The sequence below is a fragment of the Dysgonomonas sp. 37-18 genome (assembly GCF_001899125.1).
Classification (GTDB): domain Bacteria; phylum Bacteroidota; class Bacteroidia; order Bacteroidales; family Dysgonomonadaceae; genus Dysgonomonas.
In genome coordinates this window covers 282,742-305,866 of record NZ_MKVC01000023.1, presented here as the reverse complement: position 1 = coordinate 305,866, position 23,125 = coordinate 282,742, and the positions used below count along the sequence as shown (strand labels likewise).

General features: G+C 35.7%; 24 protein-coding genes and 1 tRNA gene. 10 read left to right on the top strand and 15 right to left on the bottom strand.

The annotated features are described in order from the left end of the window. Window positions 1–171 precede the first annotated feature (171 nt). From BGO84_RS09010 to sucD, 5 genes are all read left to right on the top strand, one after another. Window positions 172–834 (top strand): phenylalanine--tRNA ligase beta subunit-related protein, encoded by a 663-nt coding sequence (locus BGO84_RS09010; protein WP_291028861.1) that lies wholly within the window; start codon window positions 172–174, stop codon window positions 832–834. Window positions 835–845: 11 nt separating this feature from the next. Continuing rightward, window positions 846–2,306: an NAD(P)H-hydrate dehydratase gene (locus BGO84_RS09005; protein WP_291028860.1), complete on the top strand. Its 1,461-nt coding sequence runs from the start codon at window positions 846–848 to the stop codon at window positions 2,304–2,306. 426 nt (window positions 2,307–2,732) lie between these two features. Next, window positions 2,733–3,239 (top strand): RNA polymerase sigma factor, encoded by a 507-nt coding sequence (locus tag BGO84_RS09000; protein ID WP_135104981.1) that lies wholly within the window; start codon window positions 2,733–2,735, stop codon window positions 3,237–3,239. A gap of 266 nt (window positions 3,240–3,505) precedes the next feature. Beyond that, window positions 3,506–4,642, top strand: a complete 1,137-nt coding sequence (sucC, locus tag BGO84_RS08995) for an ADP-forming succinate--CoA ligase subunit beta (RefSeq protein WP_291028859.1) — start codon at window positions 3,506–3,508, stop codon at window positions 4,640–4,642. A 46-nt stretch (window positions 4,643–4,688) separates the two neighbouring features. Then, on the top strand, window positions 4,689–5,561 hold the full coding sequence (sucD, locus tag BGO84_RS08990; RefSeq protein WP_135104979.1) for a succinate--CoA ligase subunit alpha: 873 nt from the start codon (window positions 4,689–4,691) through the stop codon (window positions 5,559–5,561). A 77-nt stretch (window positions 5,562–5,638) separates the two neighbouring features. Here the strand turns inward: sucD and BGO84_RS08985 are convergent, their stop codons facing one another. From BGO84_RS08985 to BGO84_RS08975, 3 genes are all read right to left on the bottom strand, one after another. Further along, on the bottom strand, window positions 5,639–6,076 hold the full coding sequence (locus BGO84_RS08985) for an Hsp20/alpha crystallin family protein (RefSeq protein WP_135104978.1): 438 nt from the start codon (window positions 6,074–6,076) through the stop codon (window positions 5,639–5,641). Between the two features lie 309 nt (window positions 6,077–6,385). Further along, on the bottom strand, window positions 6,386–6,637 hold the full coding sequence (gene rpsT / locus BGO84_RS08980; protein WP_006843113.1) for a 30S ribosomal protein S20: 252 nt from the start codon (window positions 6,635–6,637) through the stop codon (window positions 6,386–6,388). 40 nt (window positions 6,638–6,677) lie between these two features. Further along, window positions 6,678–6,749: transfer RNA gene (locus tag BGO84_RS08975), tRNA-Glu, on the bottom strand. A gap of 247 nt (window positions 6,750–6,996) precedes the next feature. Between BGO84_RS08975 and BGO84_RS08970 the strand changes: the two genes are divergently transcribed. Beyond that, on the top strand, window positions 6,997–8,682 hold the full coding sequence (locus BGO84_RS08970; RefSeq protein ID WP_291028858.1) for a M23 family metallopeptidase: 1,686 nt from the start codon (window positions 6,997–6,999) through the stop codon (window positions 8,680–8,682). 10 nt (window positions 8,683–8,692) lie between these two features. On the opposite strand, the gene BGO84_RS08965 is transcribed toward BGO84_RS08970, so the two are convergent. The 3 genes from BGO84_RS08965 to BGO84_RS08955 form a co-directional block, all read right to left on the bottom strand. Continuing rightward, on the bottom strand, window positions 8,693–9,718 hold the full coding sequence (locus tag BGO84_RS08965; RefSeq protein WP_291028857.1) for an aminotransferase class I/II-fold pyridoxal phosphate-dependent enzyme: 1,026 nt from the start codon (window positions 9,716–9,718) through the stop codon (window positions 8,693–8,695). 133 nt (window positions 9,719–9,851) lie between these two features. After that, window positions 9,852–10,262, bottom strand: coding sequence for a hypothetical protein (locus BGO84_RS08960; RefSeq protein WP_291028856.1), 411 nt, complete (start codon window positions 10,260–10,262; stop codon window positions 9,852–9,854). Window positions 10,263–10,312: 50 nt separating this feature from the next. After that, entirely contained in the window at window positions 10,313–10,786 is a 474-nt protein-coding gene (locus BGO84_RS08955; protein WP_283686010.1) for a hypothetical protein, read from the bottom strand. A 572-nt stretch (window positions 10,787–11,358) separates the two neighbouring features. On the opposite strand from BGO84_RS08955, the gene BGO84_RS08950 reads away from it, so the two are divergent. Continuing rightward, on the top strand, window positions 11,359–12,495 hold the full coding sequence (locus tag BGO84_RS08950) for an adenylyltransferase/cytidyltransferase family protein (RefSeq protein WP_291028855.1): 1,137 nt from the start codon (window positions 11,359–11,361) through the stop codon (window positions 12,493–12,495). 113 nt (window positions 12,496–12,608) lie between these two features. On the opposite strand, the gene BGO84_RS08945 is transcribed toward BGO84_RS08950, so the two are convergent. Together BGO84_RS08945 and BGO84_RS08940 are read right to left on the bottom strand one after the other, a co-directional pair. Then, window positions 12,609–13,703, bottom strand: coding sequence for a Gfo/Idh/MocA family oxidoreductase (locus tag BGO84_RS08945; RefSeq protein ID WP_291028854.1), 1,095 nt, complete (start codon window positions 13,701–13,703; stop codon window positions 12,609–12,611). Window positions 13,704–13,785: 82 nt separating this feature from the next. Continuing rightward, window positions 13,786–14,691 carry a TIGR01777 family oxidoreductase gene (locus BGO84_RS08940; protein ID WP_291028853.1) on the bottom strand — a complete coding sequence of 302 codons (906 nt, stop codon included), beginning with the start codon at window positions 14,689–14,691 and terminating at the stop codon, window positions 13,786–13,788. 275 nt (window positions 14,692–14,966) lie between these two features. Between BGO84_RS08940 and BGO84_RS08935 the strand changes: the two genes are divergently transcribed. After that, window positions 14,967–15,434, top strand: a complete 468-nt coding sequence (locus BGO84_RS08935; RefSeq protein ID WP_006843122.1) for a MaoC family dehydratase — start codon at window positions 14,967–14,969, stop codon at window positions 15,432–15,434. A gap of 79 nt (window positions 15,435–15,513) precedes the next feature. Here the strand turns inward: BGO84_RS08935 and BGO84_RS08930 are convergent, their stop codons facing one another. Beyond that, complete coding sequence (locus BGO84_RS08930) at window positions 15,514–16,194, bottom strand: hypothetical protein (protein ID WP_291028852.1); 681 nt, start codon at window positions 16,192–16,194, stop codon at window positions 15,514–15,516. Window positions 16,195–16,391: 197 nt separating this feature from the next. On the opposite strand from BGO84_RS08930, the gene BGO84_RS08925 reads away from it, so the two are divergent. Continuing rightward, entirely contained in the window at window positions 16,392–17,054 is a 663-nt protein-coding gene (locus BGO84_RS08925) for a DUF2461 domain-containing protein (RefSeq protein ID WP_291028851.1), read from the top strand. A 14-nt stretch (window positions 17,055–17,068) separates the two neighbouring features. Here the strand turns inward: BGO84_RS08925 and BGO84_RS08920 are convergent, their stop codons facing one another. The 5 genes from BGO84_RS08920 to BGO84_RS08900 form a co-directional block, all read right to left on the bottom strand. Further along, a complete protein-coding gene (locus BGO84_RS08920; RefSeq protein WP_291028850.1) occupies window positions 17,069–17,713 on the bottom strand; it encodes a hypothetical protein in 645 nt (214 codons plus the stop codon). A gap of 308 nt (window positions 17,714–18,021) precedes the next feature. Further along, the gene (locus tag BGO84_RS08915) at window positions 18,022–18,405 is read right to left on the bottom strand and encodes a DUF3037 domain-containing protein (RefSeq protein WP_291028849.1); all 384 of its coding nucleotides are present in this window, start codon (window positions 18,403–18,405) and stop codon (window positions 18,022–18,024) included. Continuing rightward, complete coding sequence (locus BGO84_RS08910; protein ID WP_291028848.1) at window positions 18,383–19,165, bottom strand: HipA family kinase; 783 nt, start codon at window positions 19,163–19,165, stop codon at window positions 18,383–18,385. The genes BGO84_RS08915 and BGO84_RS08910 overlap by 23 nt, the downstream gene beginning before the upstream one ends. Before the next feature lie 392 nt (window positions 19,166–19,557). Beyond that, window positions 19,558–20,214 (bottom strand): hypothetical protein, encoded by a 657-nt coding sequence (locus BGO84_RS08905; RefSeq protein ID WP_283686001.1) that lies wholly within the window; start codon window positions 20,212–20,214, stop codon window positions 19,558–19,560. Window positions 20,215–20,592: 378 nt separating this feature from the next. Further along, window positions 20,593–20,826, bottom strand: a complete 234-nt coding sequence (locus BGO84_RS08900) for a hypothetical protein (RefSeq protein ID WP_252636875.1) — start codon at window positions 20,824–20,826, stop codon at window positions 20,593–20,595. A 722-nt stretch (window positions 20,827–21,548) separates the two neighbouring features. Here BGO84_RS08900 and BGO84_RS08895 point away from each other — a divergent pair. After that, window positions 21,549–22,379, top strand: a complete 831-nt coding sequence (locus BGO84_RS08895) for a glycosyltransferase family 2 protein (protein ID WP_291028847.1) — start codon at window positions 21,549–21,551, stop codon at window positions 22,377–22,379. 20 nt (window positions 22,380–22,399) lie between these two features. Here BGO84_RS08895 and BGO84_RS08890 read toward each other — a convergent pair whose 3' ends face one another. After that, a complete protein-coding gene (locus tag BGO84_RS08890) occupies window positions 22,400–22,903 on the bottom strand; it encodes a hypothetical protein (RefSeq protein ID WP_291028846.1) in 504 nt (167 codons plus the stop codon). Between the last annotated feature and the right edge of the window lie 222 nt (window positions 22,904–23,125).

The window sequence follows — 23,125 nt, the reverse complement described above, 5'->3', positions numbered from 1 at the left end:
AATTTACGAGTGGTAAAGGTAGAACTTTTATCTGTGAAAAAGTGTATCTTTGAGTGTATCAATTTATCTATTATATATACGTGGAACGAAAAAGGTGACAGATCAGAAACATACAAACACCTGTTACTTTTGTTACTTTTGTCACCTTTTACTCTAAAATAACTTTGTATCATGATAAGAATAAACATATCGGAAGAGATCAAGAACCTTTGGCCCGACTTTCACGGAGCTGCTATTTTTGCGAAGGTAAAAAACACTCCATACAATAAGGAGTTGTGGGATGAGATCAACATATTATCGGAAGAATATAAGGCAAATCATGAGATAGAAGATATAAAAAAGAATCTGGCTATTGCAGCCACCCGAGAGGCATATAAGAAGTTCGGCAAAGACCCCAATCGCTATCGTCCGTCTGCGGAAGCCTTATGCCGTCGTATATTGCGCGATTTACCATTATACCAGATAGATACATTGGTTGACCTCATCAATCTTGTTTCTATAACGACCGGCTACTCGATAGGTGGATTCGATGCAGATAAAATACAAGGAGACAGCTTAACATTGGGAATAGGCAAAGAAAACGAACCTTACGAAGGTATCGGAAAAGGGATATTAAATATAGAAGGGTTACCTGTATATCGTGACTCCCTAGGAGGCATCGGTACACCAACAAGCGACCACGAAAGAACAAAACTAAGCGTAGAAACAACTAATTTCTTGGCTTTGATAAACGGATATAGCGGAACAAATGGTTTGAAAGAGGCTGCTGAATATATGCAGGCCTTATTGAAGAAATATACAGACTCGGCAGAAGATAAGATAGTCTATTATTAAATGGAACGACTATGAAAATATTAACAGGCACGCGGATAAAAGACGCGGATAGATATACGATCAAACATAAACCGATAAGTTCCATCGACCTGATGGAAAGAGCCTCTAATGCTATTGCTGAATGGATATGCAACAATATAAGTAAAGCCTCTCCCCTCTTATTCCTCATAGGAAAAGGAAATAATGGCGGCGATGGACTCGCTGTTGCCCGCATTTTGTTTCATGCAGGGTATGACTGTTCGGTATATCTTCCATTCGAGAAAGAGCAACTGACGAATGAATGCGGAATTAATTTAGAACGGCTCCCTTCTTATATTGAAAGGGTTACAGATATAAATAGAATTTCCAATAAACATATCCTTATAGATTCACTTTTAGGAACAGGTGTAAAAGGTACTTTGAAAGACCCTTTATTATCTATTATCAAAAAAGTTAACTCATTATCCAATGAGGTTATTTCTATCGATCTTCCATCGGGTATGATGAGCGAATTCGGCAATACGGATCAGACGGTTATAAAAGCGGATATTACCCTTACCCTAGAGTTTCCCAAACTTGCTATGCTTTTGCCTGAAGCCGGAGAGTATTGCGGAGAAATAATTACCCTGTCAATTGGACTTAGCAGAGAATATATTGAGCACACCCCATCACTATACCATTATATTACAGAAGAGTATATACAAAGTATAACGCTCAAACGAGAAAAATTCGGACACAAAGGTACTTATGGTCACGCATTGCTTATTTGCGGATCGAAAGGAATGGCTGGGGCAGCCACCTTAGCCACAGGGGCAGCCCTACGCTCGGGATGCGGATTAGTTACCACTCACATATCTTACAACGAGCGCCTTGCAATACAGATAAACTATCCGTCAGCAATGCTCAGCCTCGATGATGAAGATTACTTCTCTTCTGTACCCAAAGATTTATCTAAATATTCGGCAATAGGCATAGGCTGCGGACTTGGACAGGAACACCAGACAGGCGAGGCATTCAAAGAACTACTGACCGCTTCATACAAACAACCTTTTGTCATAGATGCTGATGCACTGAATATATTAGCAAACAATTACCATATAAAGCAGCGAATCCCCGAAAACAGTATTCTCACGCCTCACCCGGGAGAGCTCAAGCGTTTGGTTGGAGAATGGCACGATGAGGAAGAAAAGATAAACCTTGTGAGACGCTATGCAGCCAACATAAAGTCGATCATTATCGTGAAAGGAGCACACACGATGATATGCTTACCCGACGGCAATTGCTATTTTAACTCTACAGGAAATAGCGGCATGGCTAAAGGAGGTAGTGGAGACGTGCTCACAGGATATATTACAGGATTATTAGCCAGAGGATACAGTAGTACTCATGCTGCAATACTGGGAGTATATGCACATGGACTTGCCGGAGACAAAGCTGCTGCGAGATGGGGTATAGAAAGTATGAATAGCAAGGATATTATCGACTTCCTTTAACGAAGGAAATACAAAAAAAGAAGCCCGCAAAATCACATCGCAGACTTCCTGTACCTTAACACAAACTTTACAAACTACACATTCTTATAACGATGTGCAGAATGAAAAAGTTCATGATTTCTAATTAATTAACAATATATTCATCTATTATTCTTGAAAAATATAAGAAATATTATACACTTATCACAAGTAAATCTTCACTAACTAAATAGAATAAATCTATAGATAATAGATAAGCTCTTTGCAACGAATAACAAACTCGAAAACAACGATATATAGACGACCTAAAATAATATAAAATAAATAAGCCTAACAATATTAGTTGCAAGTGCAATTGTTTCAATAATATTCATATCTTTGTTATACCAACCACAAAGTTGTTACTTACGCACTATAATAGCTCCTCATAATTAAAAGAATAAAATTATGGAAGCTAAAAAACAAGCATTGGAAAAGAGCTTGATAAGTCTACAAAGCAACATGCTAAGCTTTGCTTTTAGATTAACATCGGATAAAGAAGATGCAAAGGACCTTACTCAGGAAGCAACCCTTAAAGTATTGAGCAGCTTTGATAAATATTACGATAATATCAACTTTAAAGGATGGGTCTTCACGATTATGCACAACATCTTTGTGAATAATTATCGCCAAGCCCTTCGCAACCAGACTATCGTTGATCAAACTGAAAATTTATATTGGATAAATCTGGCTCAGAATTCAGCATCGGATTCTCCTGAAGATGCTTATTCATATATAGAAATATATAAGGTATTGAATACATTTAATGAAGAACATCGGGTTCCTTTTACAATGCATCTATCGGGCTATAAATATGAAGAAATAGCTAAAAAGATGAATCTACCATTAGGCACAATAAAGAGTCGTATCTTTTTTGCCAGAAAAAGGCTGCAAGAGTTACTCAAAGACTATTAATAAAACTATCAGTTCACATCCTGAGTCAGCATCAATATAAGATAAGGACATATTTTGGAAGACAGAATATGTCCTTATCTTATTATAACAATTGTTCTTCAATAAAAGCCTATATTCGGTTCTTATCGCTAGAAAAACAAATACTTATAAATATTTTCTATAGTTCATACCCCTATAAAAAGTAGAAAACATATATCATTTATCAAAACTTCCTGCTAATTTTAGATTTTGTAGTTTGTAGTAGTGAACACTAAAAAATTATACCAATGAAGATACACGAATACCAAGCTAAAGATTTATTCTCATCCTACGGTATCCCTGTTAAAGAACAAATACTATGCTATGAGCCTGGAGAGGCAGCAGTTGCATACGAAGAGTTGGACACGGAATGCGTAGTAATAAAAGCACAAGTATTAACCGGAGGTCGGGGCAAAGCCGGAGGAGTAAAACTCGCAAAAAGCAAAGAAGAAGCCAAAGATCACGCAAAAAATATTCTTGGACTAACCATTAAAGGTTATCCCGTTACAAAAGTCATCGTAACTGAGGCAGTAGACATAGCGTCGGAATATTATATGAGTTTTATAATAGACCGGAATACAAAATCCGTTATACTAATGATGTGTGCCGAAGGTGGAGTAGACATTGAAGAAGTAGCAGAAAAGACGCCTGAGAAAATTTATAAATTTGCGATAGACCCGTTGGTTGGGCTGCCCGACTATCTTGCCCGCAAATTTGCCTTTGTCTTATTTCAAGACCTAAATCAAGTAAATCAAATGGCTTCTATATTACAGAAGCTATATAAGTTATTCATAGATAAAGATGCATCACTAGCTGAAATTAATCCGCTAGTTACCACCAAAGATGGAAAACTACTGGCTGTGGATGCAAAAATGACATTCGACGATAACGCCTTATACCGTCAGCCAGAAATATTAAGCCTTTTTGAACCTACGGAAGATGAGAAAGTAGAAACTGCGGCCAAAGAGAAAGGATTCAGCTTTGTAAGACTCGATGGAGAGATCGGTTGCATGGTAAACGGAGCCGGACTGGCGATGGCTACAATGGATATGATAAAACTATATGGCGGTGCACCTGCGAACTTTCTTGATATTGGAGGAAGCTCCAACCCCAACAAGGTAATAGATGCTATGACTCTGTTATTGAAAGATCCAAAAGTAAAAGTTGTGTTGATTAATATATTTGGTGGTATAACTCGCTGTGATGATGTTGCGTCGGGTTTACTTTCTGCCTTTGAGCAACTAAAAACAGATATTCCTGTGATTGTACGCCTTACAGGCACAAATGAAAAAGAGGGAAGAGAAATGTTGATCGGAACTCGATTTAAGGTTGCAGAAACAATGGGCGAAGCCACCCGAATGGCAGTGGCAGCCTCCAAAGAATAAGCTGATTGCTGATATTAAGTAATGATCAAAGCTAAAAAAGAAAACTATGAGTATACTTATAAATGAATCAACACGATTGATCGTACAAGGAATTACCGGGAGAGACGGTAGTTTCCATACAAAAAAGATGCTAGAATACGGAACTAAAGTTGTAGGCGGAACTACTCCGGGAAAAGGAGGAACCGATATCCTTGGCGTTCCTGTATTCAATACTGTCGCCGATGCTGTAAAAGCGACACAAGCAAATACATCTATTATATTCGTTCCGGCACGCTTCGCCGCTGATGCTATTATGGAGGCGGCTGATGCAGGCATCGGACTGATTATCTGTATATCCGAAGGTGTCCCTACATTAGATGTAGTCAAAGCACACCGTTTTGTACAAATGAAAGGAGCTATGCTTATTGGCCCTAATTGCCCAGGACTAATGTCTCCTGAAAAAAGCTTGGTGGGAATATTACCCGGACAGATATTTAAGAAAGGGAATATCGGAGTTATCAGCCGTAGCGGAACTCTAACTTATGAAGTTGTATATCATTTAACTGCAAATGGTATGGGACAATCTTCAGCAATAGGAATGGGAGGAGACCCTGTTGTAGGATTATACTTCCGTGAATTACTGGAGATGCTTCAAAACGATCCGGATACAGATGCCATTGTTATGATTGGAGAGATTGGCGGGAACGCAGAAGAACAAGCCGCTGAATATATAAAGAAGCATGTAACAAAACCCGTAGTTGGCTTTATTGCCGGGCAATCGGCTCCTCCGGGAAAACAAATGGGACATGCGGGAGCTATTATATCGAGTGGATCGGGCACTGCTGCCGAGAAAATTGCAGCATTAGAGGCTGCGGGTGTCCAAGTTGCTAAAGAACCTTCAGAAATACCGAATATATTAAAAGAAAAGTTGAAGAAGTAAAGAAATAAGAAGATAAAACAAAAAGAGGTTGCCAAGTTTGGCAACCTCTTTCATTAAAACCCTTCGATAAAACGAAGTTATCTAATTTCGATCTTTTTCACCTTATCTTCTAGTGCCTTATTCAACTTCGGTAAAGTGATTTGCAAAACTCCGTCTTTTTGTGAAGCTTCAATACTTTCTGCATCAACGTTCTCAGGTATTGCAAAACTACGTGAGAATGAAGAGGCTCTGAACTCTTGACGTAAAACTTTCTCGTTTTCATCCTTTTCTTCACTCTGAGTTTCACTCTGCGCCGAAATTTTAAGAACACCCTTTTCTATCTCTATCCTTACATCCTCTTTCTTAAATCCAGGTATAGACAATTCAATATTGAATGATTTGTCGTTTTCAGTTATATTTGTTGCCGGAAGATTTCCTTCAACAAAGCTGAACAAATCATCATTCAAATAATTGCTAAAGAATGTAGGGAAAAAGCTGCCACTTCTGTCAAACTTTCTAATTAATTGATTTTTCATTGCTGTATCCTCCTTTATTAAATTAATTTTTATCTGTTATTACAGAATCTAATTTTATCTATAAATATAGATGCAAAAAGTAGGCCATACTGCAATTATGTCACAAAAACAAATATAAAAACCGAACAAAAACAAAATAAATACCTAACAATCAAAACATAATATTAAAACAAACGAAAGGAATAAACAAGACATTATGTCATACACAAGAAAAACTTCTATATCCAACGTATAGAAGTTTTTATAAATTAATAAAGGCTAAACCTATTAAAAGTCTAGCCTCTATCTATAATAGAATATTAGTATTATTTACAGAGAATGAACGTGAGCAGCTAATTTTGACTTCAAGTTTCCTGCTTTATTCTTGTGAATCACATTTTTCTTAGCTAGTCTGTCAAGCATAGAGCAAACTGAAGGATATTGCTTTTGAGCCTCTTCTTTATCAGTCAGTAAACGGAATTTACGAACTGCATTACGAGTTGTTCTAGCTACATATCTGTTTCTCAAGCGTCTTGTTTCTGCTTGTCTGATTCTTTTTTCTGCTGATTTATGATTTGCCATATCGACTAATCCTTATATTGTTATTTTATTTCTTATTAAGTAGCCCATAGGGGAGTCGAACCCCTCTTTCAAGAATGAAAATCTTGCGTCCTAACCGATAGACGAATGGGCCATCCTGTGGAGCTTCTCTGTTTTGCAGTATCATTCTCCCTTGATTGCGGATGCAAAGGTAAGGCATTTTTGGTTATGTGCAAATATTTGCGGCTATTTTTTTCTAAAATATTTCACACAAAACGATAGACTCCTGATAGTCAATAACATTATTTGATCAAGAAATAGTGAAGAATATCCATTAACAAACAAAAACTTGTGAAGGTCTCTATATTCTCCTATTTTTGTAATGAATTTATACAAAACACATGAAGAAAATTTCAATATTTTTATCCCTTATATATGCATTTAGCTCTGTAGCGCAGAACACCTACAGGTCTCCACTTGATATACCGCTAATCCTCAGTGCTAACTTCGGAGAACTCAGACCAAACCATTTTCATTCCGGTATTGATCTAAAAACAGAAAGAGTCGTAAACAAACCTGTGTATGCTATAGAGGACGGATATGTATCCCGTATTTCTGTTTCGGCATCGGGCTATGGACTTGCACTCTATATAGACTACCCTTCCACCGGACAAACAAGCGTATACGGACACCTCAATAAGTTTGCACCTAAAACATCAAAATACATAAAAGACAAACAATATGAGCGTGAAAGCTTCCATATAGACACCACATTAGGAAAAGAAGAAATACCGGTAAAAAAAGGTGAGCTTGTTGCCTATAGCGGAAATACAGGATCGTCAGGAGGACCACACGTACACTTTGAAATAAGAAACACTACTAATCAAATAGCTATCGACCCTTTGGAGTATTACAAAGATGCTATAACAGACACACAAGCGCCTCAAATAAAAGGAATAGCTATATATCCTATAAATGAAAAAGGTGCAGTAGATTTTAGCCGTCATCCTTACCACAGAAATATTCCCATGCTAAAGAATGGAGCTTACACCACATTAAAAGACACAGCAGAAGTATGGGGGAAAATTGGATTTGGAGTTTATGCGAATGACAGAATGGATGGTACCTCAAATATATATGGCGTAAAAAAAGTTAGACTGTTTTGTGACGACAAAGAAATATTTTCTTCCAATTTATCTCTTGTCGATTTTAAGCAAACCCGGATGATTAATAGTATGACAGACTTCGATTATTGGAGCAGAAGGAGAATTTTCTATCAAAAATCTTACATTGAACCGGGCAATAAACTCCCTTTTTATAAATCGGTAAATAATGGGCATATTGATATAAAAGAAGAGCGAGTATACAATCTTCGCTACGAACTTGAAGATATGTATGGGAATCAAACAAACTATTCGTTCTGCATAAAAGGGAGGAAGCAAACGATCCCTCAGAAGAGAACTTGCTCGCAACGAATGGCATGGAACGAGGAGAATAGCTATTCAACAGAATCATTCAGCATCACCATTCCTAAAGAATACCTCTATGATGACCTGTGTTTTATGCTAAAAAAAATTCCATCAGCGAAACATCTTGCTGACTTATACAAAGTAAATGACACACATGTTCCCTTGCAAGATTATTGCAACATTACAATAAAATTAAAGAAAGACACCTTATCCAATAAATCACAATATGGCATTGTACGCCTCAAGGGGAATAATGAAGTCTGGATAGGAGGAACATATAAAGAAGGAAAAATCATTGGACGAATAAGAGAACTTGGAAACACATACACCATTAACGCCGACACCAAAGCTCCGACAATCACACCCATTCAACCCGAAAGATGGGCAAGACATGCTACAATAAGAATCAAATTATCGGACAATCTCAGCGGTATAGCTTCATACAAAGGCACAATCAACGGCGCATTCGTATTGTTCGAAAACGATGTAAAATCTCCGATCTATTCTTATAAATTCGATTCTTCGCGACTGAAAAAGGGACAAATGCAAAAATTAGTATTCACAGCAACGGATAAGTGCGGAAACACTTCAACGTACCAGTATGAATTTAAGTATTAGAAATTGTTGTTTATAACTTCTTCAGATCTTCGATAAACTCATCTACAATAGACTCAGGAGTAGCCCAGGAAGTAATAAATCTCATTGCAGAATGATTATCATCAACAACACTCCATGTAAGAAAGGAATAATCTTTTTGCAGACGACTTATCACTTCATTCGTTAATATTGGGAATATTTGATTGGTATCAGAGTCTATGAGCATAGTATAACCTAAAGCCTTGAATGCAGCTGCCATTTTCGCTGCCATCTTATTTGCGTGGGCTGCTAAATCAAAGATCAGGTTACCTTGGAGTAGTTGATCAAATTGCACTCCCATCACCCTACCCTTTGCAGTAAGAGCACCTCGCTGCTTAAGGTGATATTTGAAATCTTTGTCCAACTCAGGGTTTGTTATAACAACTGCCTCTCCTAACAGAGCTCCACATTTTGTACCACCAATATAAAATACATCAGTGAAAGCTGCAATATCAGCTAAAGTCATATCATTAGATTCAGCAGCCAAAGCCATAGGCAAACGAGCGCCATCCATAAACAAAATCAAATCATTTTCTTTGCAGAAAGAATAAAGGTCAGATAACTCTTGCTTTGTATATATAGTTCCCAATTCGGTAGAATTAGAGATATAAACGGCTCTTGTACGAACAACATGATGCCCGCGAAGTTTATTCAAAAAAGGTTTGATATCCTGTGGACGTAACTTTCCATCGACAGTTGATGCAGCTTCTACTTTATGTCCGGTCGCCTCTATTGCTCCAGTTTCATTTACATAAATATGCCCGGTTGTAGGAGCCACAACAGACTCAAAAGGACGCAGAATAGAAGATAAAACGACTAAATTTGCCAAAGTTCCGCCAGCTATCAAATGTACTCCCACATTCGGTTTGTGTGTTAATTCTGCAATCATCTTAGTTGCACGCTGCGTATATCCATCATCTCCATACCCGGATTGTTGTACGAGATTGCTTTCTACAAGAGCATTTAACACAGAAGGGTGGCATCCTTCAGAGTAATCATTCGCGAAACTATACTTCATTTTATTTCTTTATTATTTTTCGAGTGTAAATTTAAGTATAAAGAGAGAATATTGATTAGAATATATAGAAGGAAATATAAAGTCCTTACAAATAAAAAAAACATCCTAAACTAGGATGTTTTATAAATTATACTCAGACTCTTATATCTCGAACAGAAACTTCCCTGACATTAATCTTAGGGATAGGAATATTCAAATCCAAATCACGAACTACCTTCTTTTCTTTCACCGCCCGAACATCTGTATCCTCTACTCCAAGATCAGCGATCGCATTTTGAACAAAACTATCTATTTTATGGAAAGGAAGTGGCAGAAGCTCATGCTTATATAGCTTCTCTATCTCTATGACTCTTGTTTCCTTGTTCTTTATCCAAACAAGAACCTTTTTTATCTTTGTAAATAAACTTTTAACAGTGAGATCTGTAATTAATATTTCGTAGCAACCAATGCATTTTGATATATGACTCCCACTATCGTTGACAGTATATCCGGCTTCAGTTATCTCCCTGATATACTTTTTTATATACGGTGAATATCTTTTCATGAGTTATTATAAAATGTGGGTTAATAGTTAAATTTTAAGGAATCGGACTTCTATACAATCATCAGGGTAGATTTATTTGCTATCCCTACTGCATAATCTTCAAAAACAGGTGAAATTTCATTCTGTTTTCCGTTTTCGAAACATCCCCTGACTTTCTCATACGCTAAGAATGACATTTCAAATTCGGGTTGACCTGTAACTAATATAGGTTGATCTAAACGATTATACCAATAGTATTGTCCTCCAAATTTTTTTCTTGCCACTTCAAATACGTAAGCTCCAATTTTTATTATCATCTTCCTTTTAGTCTCTGAGTCAGCCTTTTTATAAAACACAATGCTATCCTTTATTATAAGGTCAACTTCACGCAAACTTTCGATAGTAAAATCAAGCTTAGCATCATCCTTAAACTGTTTGACTAATAGGTTTGCATTTGCAGACATGTCATCAGTAAATTGCTGTCGATCATTATCCGTTATTTGTGCTATTTCTTTCTTTTTTCGCAGAAAATCAAATAATCCCATTTCTTCGGTGTTTATGTTCTACCTCTACAAAATAAAATATAAACAAACGCATACCCTAAAAACAACTATAGAAGTCATAATGTTTAAAAGATACAACTTTTGAAAAATATTTTATAAAATAACAGTTTAGTAAAAAATAGAGAAATATTCTCTTATTCTTACACTAACGTCCGGCAACACATAATTATATATTAAAGCTTTACAGCTCTTTTTTTCAATCTCTGGGCTTTTTTTTTCAAAACAGGCATTATACGTTAAATTTATATTAAAGATAATGCTGCAAATATATAATGAATACAAAAAGCCTATATAAAGCAACTAATATTGCAAAAAAAGACAAAATACAAAACATATTTTTTGTTTTTTTATAAGAGAAAATCAAGTTCTATATAAGGTCATTAATAGCTAATATCAGTTTGTCTTCTGCAAATTTAATGTATTATAGTAATGAAACAAACTTTATTGAGGAAATTTGTTAAAAAAAAGACATAGTCACCTATCCTAGAAGGAGCAATAATTAGTGAAAAAGATATATATTTACATACTATAATTCGAACATGAAAATATAAAATATGAAAAAGGTCTTTGTAAGTGGGTGCTACGATATGCTCCATAGCGGCCATGTTGCATTTTTCGAAGAAGCTGCCGGTTACGGAGATTTATATGTGGGGATAGGTTCTGATAAAACAGTAAATGAACTAAAAGCCCGAAAAACCATAAACAGTGAGCAGGAACGCCTATATATGATAAAGTCCCTTCGGTTTGTAAAAGATGCCTGGATCAATAAAGGAAGTGGCATACTTGACTTTATTGAAGATCTGAAAGAACTGAAACCCGACATCTTCTTTGTTAACAGTGACGGACACAGTGCCTTAAAAGAACAGCTATGCAAAGACCTTCATATAGAATACATCGTAAGCAAAAGAATCCCCCACGCCGGATTACCAACTCGCTCCACAACGGCTTTGCGTGAAGAATGCAGAATTCCTTATAGGATAGATCTGGCAGGAGGTTGGCTTGATCAGCCAAATGTAAGCAGTCTATATCCGGGAGCTGTACTTACAATATCTATTGAGCCCGATTATGACTTCAATGACAGGAGTGGTATGTCAACCAGCTCACGTAAAAAAGCCATAGAACTCTGGCAGGTAGATATCCCGACAGGAGATAAAGAAAAACTCGCTAAAACCTTATTCTGCTTCGAGAATCCTCCGGGAACAAAATATGTAAGTGGCTCACAGGATTCATTGGGAATCGTTCTGCCCGGACTCAACAAGCTATATTATGACGGGGATTTCTGGCCATCACATATAGAGAAAGTATTGGATGATGAAATATTGTTGTGGCTAGAAAAACATTTGTGGCTTGTACCATTATATCCACGCCATCACGATTATGATGTCCTATCAAACACAAATATTACACTTGAGAATGCAAAAAGGTTAAGCAATGCTGCTGAGAATGCATGGGAGTCACTAAAAGAAAAAGATAAAAAAAAACTAGGAGAAGCCATTAGAGAAAGCTTCGAAGCTCAAATCGTGATGTATCCGCACATGGTATCGAACGATATTCTCGAAGTTTTAAACAAATATAAATCATCCGCTTTAGGCTGGAAGTTAAGTGGAGCTGGTGGTGGTGGTTATCTAATTTTCGTCAGCGAAACGGCTATAGAAAATGCAATTCAGATAAGAATAAGAAAAGCCGAATAAGAGACATAAAATAATTAAAGGGACAGATATCAATAAAATATCCGTCCCTTTCTATTTTAACAAAACCGATCAAGCCACAAGCCCAAACAGGTCAGATGATATTTAATTCGTATTTACTGAAGCTTAACGGCCTTACCCCTAGCATTACTCTTTATAGCTGCCTCTAATATTTCAACAACAATCAGGTTATTTTCTAAAGAAGACAAGTCTGTTGATTTTACTTCTATATCTCCTCTTACAGCAGCTTTTAGGTAATAGAAAGAATCATTGTAAGGTTCGGGCAAAGCATCTGCAACCATTTTAGCCTCTTTATTCCCTGAAAAGAAACGCATATCCTTTGCATTATCCTGATATAGGGCTCCTTTATTTCCATAAATATGCATATCCTTTCGGCCAAAGGGCCAGTTCCACGAAGCCATAATAATAGTAGTTACCCCCGGATATTCGAGAACTATGGTAGCATCATCGTCCACTTTTGGATACACATCGGGCTTCTGATGTTGCAGTACGGCTGACACACTCACAGGCTTTTTCCCGCCCATAAGCCATGTACTCAGATTTGCGCCATAGCATCCAAAATCTACAACAGCTCCTCCCCCATTTTTCACAGGATCAGTCAACCATTCCAAAAACTCAGGGCCACACCCAATCTCTACGGGCCCGGAATGTCCATCATATACATTTATTCGAGACATCTTACCTACAGCTCCATCTTTACGAATCATATCGTATGCCTTATGATTGGCTGGATACCATGTAGTTTCATAGTTGGTAAGAACCATAATATGATATTTCTGTGCTAGTTCAGCCATTCGCTTAGCCTGCTGTACAGTAGTGGCTAGAGGCTTTTCTACCATCACATGGATACCTCTAGGGGCACACGCTTCTACCACCCGAAGGTGATCATATATAGGCTCATAGACTATTACAGCTTCCGGTTTTGTCTTGTCAAGCATTTCGTCCAAATTCTGAAAGAAAAGCTTTTCATCAACTTTAGCACGTAACATTTTATTATTCCATAGCTGCGTATTTTTTTCGGCAACTCCCACAACCTGAAAATCACCTCTATCTAGACGTGACAACACTTCCCATAGATGTCCATGAGACAGACCCACTACTCCAAGTCGCAAAGGCTTGTCTTTTTGAGCAAAAAATGGTAAAGCAAGAGAAAAGAGAATAGTAAGCAGAAAAATCTTTGTTAATTTCATTATTCAAGGGCATTATTATAAAAGATAAAAAAGAACTATCGATCAATTGTACTCAACTCTGCTTTTACCTTCAATTGACGAGTTATATTTTCTTGACTAATATATCAGCCAAAGCCTCATCAATATGTTCGAAGGCAAAACGGTAATGTTTATCCAATAAATGTTGAGGAATAGCACGTTGCCCATCTATAAGCAATGTTGCACTTTCACCCATCATCATTTTTATCACAAATGATGGTATTTTAAATAAACATGGACGAAATAAAGTTCGTGACAACACTTTAGCAAAACGCCTATTGGTAATCGGATTAGGAGAAGTAAAATTAAAAGCTCCTCTTGCTTCGGGAGTGTCTATCAAGAACAATATACCGTTAACCATATCCTGAATATGAATCCATGATATATACTGGCTTCCGGATGCTATTACAGCACCAAGCCCCAACTTAAAAGGAAGCACTAGCTTGGGCAACATTCCCCCGTCTTTAGATAAAACGATACCTGTTCGCAGGATACATACACGCGTATGTCTGTTGTCTGCAGCCATTGCCAAAGCCTCCCATTTCTTGCATAGTAAATGAGTAAACCCTTCTCCGGGTTCCGAATTTTCATTTATTGCATCATCATCCTGAAGTCCGTAATAGCCAACAGCAGATCCTGAAATAAATATAGAAGGAGGAGTGTTGCTCAATTTGATCAGTTCTGTTAAACGACGGGTTGTATCCCAGCGACTATCACACATACGCTCCTTTTGCTTTGCTGTCCATCGTTTACCGGCAATAGATTCGCCCGCCAAGTTTATAATCACATCATAACCATCTAACGAATCTAGTCCATCTAATGATTGACAATATTCGACATCTGATCCCAGCTTTTGTTTTGCTTTGACTACATCTCTGCTCAAAACCGTGATCTTATGATTTTGCACTAATAAGGCCTTGACTAATAACGTACCGATTAACCCTGTACCTCCTGTAATAAAAACCCGCATATATATTTATTTAATACTAGAATGTTTATTGGACACAAACTACCTGGATCAACACACTATACAGAATGTATAGTTATGCAAATCTACATATTTATTCTTATTATTTTTTAATATCACTCTTTATAAAATAATAATTTTGTAACTAAACGAAATTATTTACTAGGTGGAATATTATGAGTAAAATATTATCATGTTTTTAATCCAAAGCCATATTTATTTGGTGATCTCGGTTAATATCAATAATTTTATAGACTGTTTGTTAATAAACTATTCTTATGAGTAAAGTTATCATTAATTCGTATCAAGACTTTGAACAATATGTAGGTAAAGAACTTGGTGTTTCTGATTACCTTAAAATTACACAAGAACGTATCAACCTGTTCGCAGAAGCTACACTAGACTACCAATGGATTCACGTAGATGTAGAAAGAGCTAAAGTAGAAAGCCCTTTTAAAAGCACTATCGCGCATGGTTATCTGATGGTTTCAATATTACCTTATCTATGGGATCAGATCATAGAAGTAAATAATATAAAAATGCTTATCAACTATGGCATTGAAAAACTAAAATTCAATCAACCTGTAGTAGCAGGTAACGAAGTTCGCCTAAGAGTAAAATTAGACTCATTAGTTAACTTAAGGGGTATTGCCAAAGCTGAGATAAAAGTTGTATTGGAGATAAAAGATTCTCCTAAAAGTGCATTGGAAGAAACTGTTATATTCCTATATCACTTCAACAGTTAAGAACAAGCACCGTTTGAAATAAAATAAAGGAAGGTATTTGAGATCTCAAATACCTTCCTTATTTCTTTATAACCTTACATTAATAATCGCCAAAAGCATTGTAATCACCATAAACTGATGTGTTGGTCGGCTTCACTTCATGCTCTGCCTCACTCAGGATATCTCCCGAATTAGCATCAATGTGAAGCATTCTATACTTAGAACCTTTTTGCAGCTTAATTCCCCACTGATGCGAATTATCATTGTACCACACAATAAAAGACCAGTTATCGCTTCCTGCCAGAGTATTTATGTAGCCTTTATCTTCCAGGGTTTTAAGCAGACTGTTATAACCAAAAACCCCTCTGTATAGATCATAATTGATGACACTACAGTTTCCCCGCTCGTCACATTCTAGCCATTTACCGATAGGAAACTGATGAGGCAAATATATTCCTTTTCGTTTTAAACTCCCACTGGGATAAAACTCTTTGAATATACGATATACGGCAGGTAAGGGCGGCACTTCATACACCTCTATAGGCAGTCCTTTACGGAGGTTCGATATACGTTTTTGCGTACCGTCCGCTTCGGTATAAACATAATCAAGGCTACCTGATTGAGCTACCTGATTGCGAAAAGCATTCATATCGAATTTTTCGTAGCTAAGAATCACTTTCTGACGAGGGTATATCTCTACTTGTACACTATTCTGACTATGCAGTGCGCTATGGGCGCAAAACAAGGTGAGTAAGAAAAATGATATTCCTATTTTTTTCATTTTAAGTATGTGTTTTGGTTCAGTTTGTGTTATATATTTCTTCAAATATATAAAATTTACAATTAAAAAGAGAAGCTCTTGTTGAAAATTAGAATATCTTTATACTGATAAAAAGCTAGTTAAAGATATATCTGATATAAAACTTAGAATATCGTTTTCAATAAAACATCAAGTCTATACTTCAAAAGAATAAAATTATGCTAAAAGAAGATACGCTAAAGTTCCTTCTGGAATTAAAAAAGAATAACAATCGTGAATGGTTTACTGAAAATAAATCGTGGTACGAACGTGCCCGCAAGGATGTTGAATTATTGATAGGCGAAATGGCATTAAAAATAGCAACATTCGATCCTGAAATTGGACATATCGATCCAAAGAAATGTCTTTTCCGTATCTATAGGGATGTTCGCTTCTCACAAGACAAATCACCATACAAAACTCATTTTGGTGCTATCTTTCGCGCTCGCACAGCAGATCAGGCATCAGGATATTATATGCATATCGATCCCGACGAACTATTCCTATCTTTAGGATATTATATGCTTGATGGTACGCAACTAAAGAAAATAAGACGTGGTATATATGAAGATTTTGACACATTCAGTGATATATTGAACGATAAAAGCTTTAAACAAGAAATAGGAGACCTATATCGTGACGAGGATATGCTTCAACGTGTTCCAAATGGATTTGACAAAAACCATCCTGCAGCAGAATATCTAAAGCTCAAACGCTTCTATGTATGCAAACCTATATCTAAAGAACAATTATTGAGTGAAGATTTTGCAGAATACGCCGCTAAAATATATAAGATAATGCATCCGTTAGGCGAATTTCTGAGCGATATTGTAAACGAATAAACGGGGCTAAAGGATTATTCTAATACGACATTTGAGAAGTATGCTGTTTCTAAAACATTTTCTTCATGCGAACAGATAAATATCCCGATGTAACATTTAGCAGGCAGTTGTATTTCTATCTCATTATCGGCTATTTGAGGAGTTAAACTTGTTCCGGTCTTCATCCTAAAAAGATTTCCTTTCCGCTCAAATTGTATTTGACTAGGAGCTCTATTGGCTGAAACAAGCTCTTCAGTAACGCCACCTTTAACCATTCTGTATTGCAAGGAAGTAAGCCCGTCTCCATGAACGGCAATATCGGCATAGCGAGAATCGGCATCTAACGTCTCTCGAACTTGTATGCCAATCTTGCGATGAGTATTTACACCGTCTCCTTCGAACATAATGTTTGCCCGTAAAACAAAGTCTCCATCTTTCTCAAGCCATGCAAAATGAAAAGCATCCAGTCCGCCCCACATATTAGCTCCTGCTCCCTTTAACGTATAGATACCTTTCAGAGAATCATAAGACATCGAACCCTTGAGCTTACAATCACCGATATCCGCAGATTGAATAAACAACTGTATCCTTTCGCTCTCCTGCCCTCCTCTACAGCCGAACAACATTGCAGTGAATATTAAAAGAGACATTGAAAGTATAGCCAATGTAGATATTTTCATCGTATTATAAACTCGTATTTTTAGGTTACAATGGTATATTACAGAATAAATATATTACTCTTTTGTAAACAAGAAGGACTGGTTTTTCTTTATTTTCTGGTATTGTATACTACTTAATCATAAATATAATACAATCCTCAAATATAACCAAACAAAACCCTTTTATATAATCTTATCCTTTTCCAGACTGGATATATATTATTAAACACAACAGTATAGCATCTGTTCAGATCGCCTCATCTCTATTGCTATAAAGATGATGTAGTTTTTTATAAATTCGGATAGAAAATGACTTATTCTTTTATCAATCATAGAACTAATTCGTTGTATAACCTCTCGAAAGTATCATCCAAATCGTCTGAGAATCCCGAACGAGAAGTAGATGTTTGTATAGAAGTGCTACGAACCGCAGTAAGCCAACGGTACCGATCCGATATTTCGTAAGATGCAATTTTACCTCCTGCTTTTGTTCCGGAGCATATTTTATCAAACACGTCTAAATTGATATATAATGATTCTAAATCTAACTCAGACGAAAACAAACGTAACTTATTCTCATCTAACACATAACGAGCCTTTATATATTTAGCCCTTTTGCAGTACATAATAAGCCCAACATTGATAAACTCTTCGCGTTCGACCCTTGGCACAACACGAATAACAGCATATTCATAGAAGTGTTTCCCTGGCATGTTGTGCTTCTTTTATAAATATTTCTGAATGTGCCAATCTCTCCTTCAGGAAGTTTACATATACCCGACGTATATCTGCGGGAGTTTCACCTTCCTCACCCCAATGCAACCAATCATGCGGCAGCAAAGCAACAATCTCTTCTATTTTCTCCGGTACAAGAATCTCTTTAAAAGCCTTATCAACCTCCTCCAATTCTGAAGCATAAGGTAGCAATACATGATCTTTAACCTGAGTAAAAGGGCTTAGCGCATATTTCTCCCAATTTACCCACGAGTGGTGAAAATAAAGCGACGCTCCATGATCGATAAGCCATAGTTCTTTGTGCCACATCAGCATATTGGTATTTTTGGTTGTGCGGTCTACATTTGTCAACAGGGCATCCATCCATACTATCTGAGAGGCTGTTTTACGATCAATCTGCACAGCTACGGGATCGAAAGTTAACGCTCCTGACAAAAAATGCAGTCCCATATTTAAACCACGACTAGCCTGCAAGAGGTCTTGTATCTCTTCATCACCCTCGGTACGTCCAAAAGCCTCATCCAGATTAATAAAGACTATTTCCGGAACACGAAAGCCGAGTGTTTGGGCAATAAGACTACCAACTAATTCACTAACTAGCATTTTTGTACCATGCCCGGCCCCTCTGAATTTGACAACATATTTGAATCCATCGTCACCTTCTGCCAGTGCAGGCAAAGAGCCTCCTTCGCGTAAAGGAGTTATATAGCGTGTAACATTTACTGTCCGTAATTCCATTTTCAATAACGACCCTTCCTTTTTATTATTTACATTAGTTCGTGTTGATAAAGATAAAAAATAGTCAGCGATTATCCCTTATTATTGTACATTATTAATACGAGTCGATCACACATGTACAAATAAAAAAAGCCCACAACATCACGTCGTAGGACTTTCTCATGCCTTAACACAAACTTTACAAAACTACATGTTATATAACCATAAGTAGTAGAATAAAGTTCAATTTATTTTGTTAATTAACTATATTTCCTTGTGTATTTTCAGAATATAAACATTTTAAAACACCTTAACAAACAAACACTTAAATAGAAAGAAAACAGAAGTTTATAATCTATTTTTATATTACAACTTAAAGTTATGCGGATTTTAGGATGTCGTTCATCTTTCGATCAGACATTATAGGGCTGAACAGTGTTTTGTAAATAGGCGACTGAAATATTTTCTTCGATAACATACCTAATCTTGATAAAAGCATGCAGTAACTCCAGATGATTTATCTCCAATCGAGGTTTATCCTTTTGATTATATTGATCTTTGATCATATAATTTGATGATTGAATATATTGATCGTAGTATTTGTATACCATACTTATATACTTATTATTCAAGTCTCTTTCATAGAGAAGATTATCTTTCGACTGGTATACAAAATCTCCAAATAAATTAATAAAGCCTATAAATTGGGTTATTGACTCATCGTAGAAATCATTCCCCCGTATATTATTTTCTATTTGTCCTACATTATAAGATTCGACATACTCGGGTATGATATTTCCAAAGCAAGCTAACCAATTCATCAAATTGTTTGGTTGTTGAATTTTATCTATATTCTTCAGTAGTGTCTCTTTTATCTTCACTAAATCAGTAACAGCAAAAATACATCCTGATTTATCAAGCATGAAGGCATGACGCCCCTCTACATCCGTATCACTATACCAAACCATATACAATGGAAAAGTATAATTCTGCGAACAATACTTGATAATCCAAATACTAAATGATGAACAGATATCATCAAATGAATCTATTTTTACTTCACGAATCATCTCAGAGTAGATAATCTAAAATCCCTAGAAAATGTAAAAGCTCTTATCTTAATCGACTAGACTTTATTATAAGCCATTTATAATTAATCTGATCACTTAAAAAAATAACAGTTTTTTATAGTATTTTACTTCTTATAATACAAATATAAGAGATCATTTCACCTTTTACAACTTTTTGAGAGAATCCTGAATATAAGGGTATCATTTTTAACGATAATCACCTTCAAAGGATTAATCGAGAATGACAATAAAAATGCCTAACCATATCTGATATGATTAAACATAATTCTTATAATATAAAAAGGAAAGGAGGAAAGTCTTTTAAAAGTGTTCTTTACACCAAAGATCTTAAAAACCCCTTATATTAGAGACATTTAATTAGCTCTGAACTAATGATATAAAATCATTAAATTTAAGAACGACATCCGGATATTCTGTATCTTTAATATAGTGCGAAATTTTCACCTCTTTTTTATTGAAATCAAAATCCAAATCCGATAAGTTCAGTGTAATCTCTGTATCAGTTTGTCTATCAATATTTTTCACAAGTCTCTCTCTTACTTTTTGCGATTTTGCTATTCCCTCTTTAAATATTAGAAGTGTTTTAGTCATCGTCTATTATTTTTTATTTAAAATCTTCCGATGGCAAAAATAATTTTTTAAAATAAAACTAAAAAACATGATACTAATTAGTTATTAACAATATAACGCTTTTAACCAAATTGAATGCCTTCCTATACTATTTTATTTTACAATCAAAAATTACATTAGCCTATATAAATTACACACAGACTACACCTAACTACCAATCATAGCACAATATAGAATGATTAAAAACAAGTATAATTTTTCTCTTTTTTTATATCAAATCACTTGATAATATAAAAATAAAAGTTACTTTTGTTATTAATTACACGAGGTATTGAAGATTAAAACATAAGGGAAACTTTTACATAAATTTATTAAAACTGCATAACTCTCTATTTTCCTACCAAGAAAAGATTTGTTATTCACAGTAAATAAGAAAAACTATAATTCCCTCTTAAAAAGATATGCAATTTTATGTCTATAGTATAGATAAAATTGGAATAAGTCAAAAAGCTAAATGTTTTTTGGAGTAGGAATATACACGAAAGTAATTTATGTATATGCAGACGCCTGACATTAACACAGACAATTTAGCAAACTGCAGGCGCAGCCTCCTTGAGTATTCAAGGAGGCTTATTTAAAGCTCATTTCATTTAGTTACTACATCATAGTTGATATATACTTTTTTACTGTAATTTTGTCTTACAAAAAGGTCATACTAAAATCTACAGGCTATATATTATAAGATGAGAAATATAAAACCTCAAAGTATAGGGATTGTCATATCAACTTACAATAATCCCGAATGGTTAGAAAAAACCTTATGGGGATATACTCTACAGACTCACAATACATTCGAATTAATCCTTGCAGATGATGGCTCGGGTGAAGACACCAGAGAATTAATAGATAAATTCAGGAATAAATATTTCCCGAGCATAAAGCACATCTGGCACACAGATGAAGGTTTCAGAAAGTGCAAAATACTAAACGATGCCATAGTAGCTTCAGAATCAGAATACCTTATATTTACAGACCACGACTGTATCCCTCGAAAGGATTTTATTGAGACTCATTTAAGATATGCCGAAAAAGGATATTTCTTATCTGGCGGATATCCCAAATTACCGATGGAGACCAGCAAAGCTATTACTTATGAAGATATCATCTCCGAAAATGCATTCGATATTAAATGGCTAAGACAACACGGCTTGAAGAGTTCTTTCAAGAATACTAAACTCTTAAAGTCAAAAACCTTTGCTTCATTTATGAATTTCATCACCCCCGCAAAAGCCTCATGGAATGGCTGCAACTCATCAGGATGGAAAGAAGACATGCTGGCTATCAATGGTTTTAACGAGTCTATGCAATATGGAGGATTGGACAGGGAGTTTGGGGAACGACTGGTTAACATGGGAATACGTTCTAAACAAATCAGATATTCAGCCATTTGCGTACACCTGGATCATTCTCGCCCATACAAAAATAAGGAACTAATAGAGAGAAATAAAGAAATACGCCGTAACGTAAAGGCAAACAAAATAATAAAAACACCGAACGGAATAGAAAAGCTTTGATCCTTAAAGCAAAGTATATCTTATTTATAGGCAACCACCTGTTTTAGAACATCGGCAATACTATTATCTGAACCAAAGATAAAGAGATAGCGATAGCTACCATTGTATTTAGGAGGAGCCTGAGTCAAATCCTTATTCAATCCGAAGCGATAAAAATATTCGGCAAACAAAACATTGTCGGAGATTTTAGAAAAGTATAAGTTTGGTGTTTCCTCAGCAGAACCAAAGAGCTTAACCAATTCGCAAGAGTATTCTTTTGTAAATCTATTTGTGTTATCAATGCTATCAATACGAGTTATGCAGTCTAACGAAGACTCGCCATTCTTCTGGAAATATTTCCAAAATGGGCTTCTTTCCATAAACATAAGTGTATCCGAAACTATATAGTTACGCTCTGAAGTCTTAGAGTCTGATAACAAATAATCATAAGCAATCTTATATCTTTCGCCATTATCACCTAAAGCATTCTGAGCCATTAAATTTACACTCGAACAAAATATAAATAAAAGTATAGCAAATCTCATTTTTCAACAAAAATAATCACAAATAAAACATATTAATCCATTCTTTAGATACCAAATAAGTATAAAAAGAATCAAATTAACACATAGCAGAAAGACAAATTTATAAAAATTATTTATAAATCCTAGCCATTTCTATTCTACAATCATATTTTCTTTATACTAACTCCAGCTATCCACCCCATCAATATACTGCAAAACACATTATAATGTAGATTATACATC

Coding starts and splice junctions, on each gene's coding strand:
- BGO84_RS09010 (WP_291028861.1), top strand. CDS start 172: ATGATAAGAATAAACATATCGGAAGAGATCAAGAACCTTTGGCCCGAC.
- BGO84_RS09005 (WP_291028860.1), top strand. CDS start 846: ATGAAAATATTAACAGGCACGCGGATAAAAGACGCGGATAGATATACG.
- BGO84_RS09000 (WP_135104981.1), top strand. CDS start 2,733: ATGGAAGCTAAAAAACAAGCATTGGAAAAGAGCTTGATAAGTCTACAA.
- sucC (WP_291028859.1), top strand. CDS start 3,506: ATGAAGATACACGAATACCAAGCTAAAGATTTATTCTCATCCTACGGT.
- sucD (WP_135104979.1), top strand. CDS start 4,689: ATGAGTATACTTATAAATGAATCAACACGATTGATCGTACAAGGAATT.
- BGO84_RS08985 (WP_135104978.1), bottom strand. CDS start 6,076: ATGAAAAATCAATTAATTAGAAAGTTTGACAGAAGTGGCAGCTTTTTC.
- rpsT (WP_006843113.1), bottom strand. CDS start 6,637: ATGGCAAATCATAAATCAGCAGAAAAAAGAATCAGACAAGCAGAAACA.
- BGO84_RS08970 (WP_291028858.1), top strand. CDS start 6,997: ATGAAGAAAATTTCAATATTTTTATCCCTTATATATGCATTTAGCTCT.
- BGO84_RS08965 (WP_291028857.1), bottom strand. CDS start 9,718: ATGAAGTATAGTTTCGCGAATGATTACTCTGAAGGATGCCACCCTTCT.
- BGO84_RS08960 (WP_291028856.1), bottom strand. CDS start 10,262: ATGAAAAGATATTCACCGTATATAAAAAAGTATATCAGGGAGATAACT.
- BGO84_RS08955 (WP_283686010.1), bottom strand. CDS start 10,786: ATGGGATTATTTGATTTTCTGCGAAAAAAGAAAGAAATAGCACAAATA.
- BGO84_RS08950 (WP_291028855.1), top strand. CDS start 11,359: ATGAAAAAGGTCTTTGTAAGTGGGTGCTACGATATGCTCCATAGCGGC.
- BGO84_RS08945 (WP_291028854.1), bottom strand. CDS start 13,703: ATGAAATTAACAAAGATTTTTCTGCTTACTATTCTCTTTTCTCTTGCT.
- BGO84_RS08940 (WP_291028853.1), bottom strand. CDS start 14,691: ATGCGGGTTTTTATTACAGGAGGTACAGGGTTAATCGGTACGTTATTA.
- BGO84_RS08935 (WP_006843122.1), top strand. CDS start 14,967: ATGAGTAAAGTTATCATTAATTCGTATCAAGACTTTGAACAATATGTA.
- BGO84_RS08930 (WP_291028852.1), bottom strand. CDS start 16,194: ATGAAAAAAATAGGAATATCATTTTTCTTACTCACCTTGTTTTGCGCC.
- BGO84_RS08925 (WP_291028851.1), top strand. CDS start 16,392: ATGCTAAAAGAAGATACGCTAAAGTTCCTTCTGGAATTAAAAAAGAAT.
- BGO84_RS08920 (WP_291028850.1), bottom strand. CDS start 17,713: ATGAAAATATCTACATTGGCTATACTTTCAATGTCTCTTTTAATATTC.
- BGO84_RS08915 (WP_291028849.1), bottom strand. CDS start 18,405: ATGCCAGGGAAACACTTCTATGAATATGCTGTTATTCGTGTTGTGCCA.
- BGO84_RS08910 (WP_291028848.1), bottom strand. CDS start 19,165: ATGGAATTACGGACAGTAAATGTTACACGCTATATAACTCCTTTACGC.
- BGO84_RS08905 (WP_283686001.1), bottom strand. CDS start 20,214: ATGATTCGTGAAGTAAAAATAGATTCATTTGATGATATCTGTTCATCA.
- BGO84_RS08900 (WP_252636875.1), bottom strand. CDS start 20,826: ATGACTAAAACACTTCTAATATTTAAAGAGGGAATAGCAAAATCGCAA.
- BGO84_RS08895 (WP_291028847.1), top strand. CDS start 21,549: ATGAGAAATATAAAACCTCAAAGTATAGGGATTGTCATATCAACTTAC.
- BGO84_RS08890 (WP_291028846.1), bottom strand. CDS start 22,903: ATGAGATTTGCTATACTTTTATTTATATTTTGTTCGAGTGTAAATTTA.